Source organism: Halorubrum sp. CSM-61, from assembly GCF_003781945.1.
Classification (GTDB): domain Archaea; phylum Halobacteriota; class Halobacteria; order Halobacteriales; family Haloferacaceae; genus Halorubrum.
Map to the genome: position 1 here is coordinate 1 of NZ_RJJW01000024.1, position 1,712 is coordinate 1,712.

General features: G+C 68.0%; 1 protein-coding gene. It reads left to right on the forward strand.

Annotated elements, in window-relative coordinates:
* On the forward strand, positions 1–1,712 hold a 1,712-nt coding region (locus tag EDM04_RS18340), incomplete at both ends, for a metallophosphoesterase (RefSeq protein ID WP_164471171.1).

A 1,712-nucleotide genomic window follows, 5' to 3' on the forward strand; every position in this document is an offset into this window, starting at 1 on the left:
ACCTGGGCGGGGCCGACAGCGCGGACGTCTCTTTCGAGTGGGGACCGAGCGGTGGCCTCTCGAACGCGACGACGCCACAGGCCCTGTCCGCGACCGGACGTTTCAGCGAGGAACTCACCGGGCTCGACAGCGGCGCGGACTACGAGTTCCGCGCGATCGCCGAGGCCAGCGACGGCGGCACCGACACCGGCGGCGTCGCGACGTTCACCACCGGAAGCGGCGGCGGGGCGTCCGATCTCGTCTCCCCGTACTACAACCTCGCCGCCGATCCGACGAGCCAGTCGCTGATCTACTGGATCGACGAACGCGACGGCGCGGGGGGCGGCGAGCAGACGTTCGCGTACGGGACCGATCCGAGCGACCTCTCCCAGCAGGAGACGGTGACCGGGACGGCCGTTCCCGAGAAGACCGGGATATATCGGTACGCCGTCGGCCTCGCGGGGTTGAGCGACGGAACGACCTACCACGGTGAGATCCGTGAGAGCGGGACGACGCTCCGGTCGGTCGAGTGGCGGACGCTACCCGCCACGCTGCCCGACGCCGGCCTCGACATCGCGCTCTACTCCGACATCCACATCGACAACGGCGACGGGATGAGCGACCCCTCCGACATGGTTCCCGTCCGCGGGACGGACCCGGACCTGATCCTCTTCGGCGGGGACTACATCACGTGGGGCGACGGATCGACGAACAACCGGTCCGACGAGGCGGTCGTCGACTGGTGGCTCGACTTGTTCAGGGAGTGGTACGGGACGCTCAACGAGAGCCGGCTCCATCCCGTCCTCCCGATCCCCGGCAACCACGAGGTGGGCAACCACAGCTGGGACGGGGTGGGAAGCGTGAACCCCGGACAAGGCGTCTTCCAGTTCTTCTACGGAAACCCGAAGTCTCTCGATCCGGCCGGCGAGAACTACGGGCAGGTGACGGTCGGCGACTACCTGCAGCTGCTCGCACTGGACACGCACTCGGCGCACCCCGCGGACGTGGGCGCCTGGCTGGGGGACGCCATCGACCAGAGCGTGCTCTGTACGATCCCGTTCCACCACAGCCCGCTGCTGACGGGTGGGAACCGGCGCGTCCCCGAGGACGACGACTTACAACGGCGGCTCCGCGACGAGTGGCTGCGGACGCTGTGGGAGGACAGTTCGGTCTTGTGTCACTTCGCCGGGCACATCCACCTCCGCGAGTACACGGTGCCCTACACGGTCGTCGATACGGAGCCCTCTTCGGGCGACTACATCCCGCTCGACGGCGGGGCGGACGGCTACCTCGTGGAAGACGCGAGCGGGGTCGACCGAGTCATGCAGTTCGGCACGGGATACCGCGGGAACCGCTCGTTCGACGACGAGTGGTTCACCGACTACATCGCCGAGCAGAACCAGTTCTACTCGCTGACGCTGACGAGTTCTCGGCTCACCGTCCGGGAGCTGGACCCTGCCGGCAACGTCTACCAAGCACACACGTTCAGCACCGAAGCCAGCGACCAGGAGACGAGCGTGTCGGTTACCACCGCCGAGGCGGTCGACGTCGGCGAGACGACTGCGACGTTGAACGGCGTTCTGAACGACCTGGGCGGGGCCGACAGCGCGGACGTCTCTTTCGAGTGGGGACCGAGCGGTGGCCTCTCGAACGCGACGACGCCACAGGCCCTGTCCGCGACCGGACGTTTCAGCGAGGAACTCACCGGGCTCGACAGCGGCGCGGACTACGAG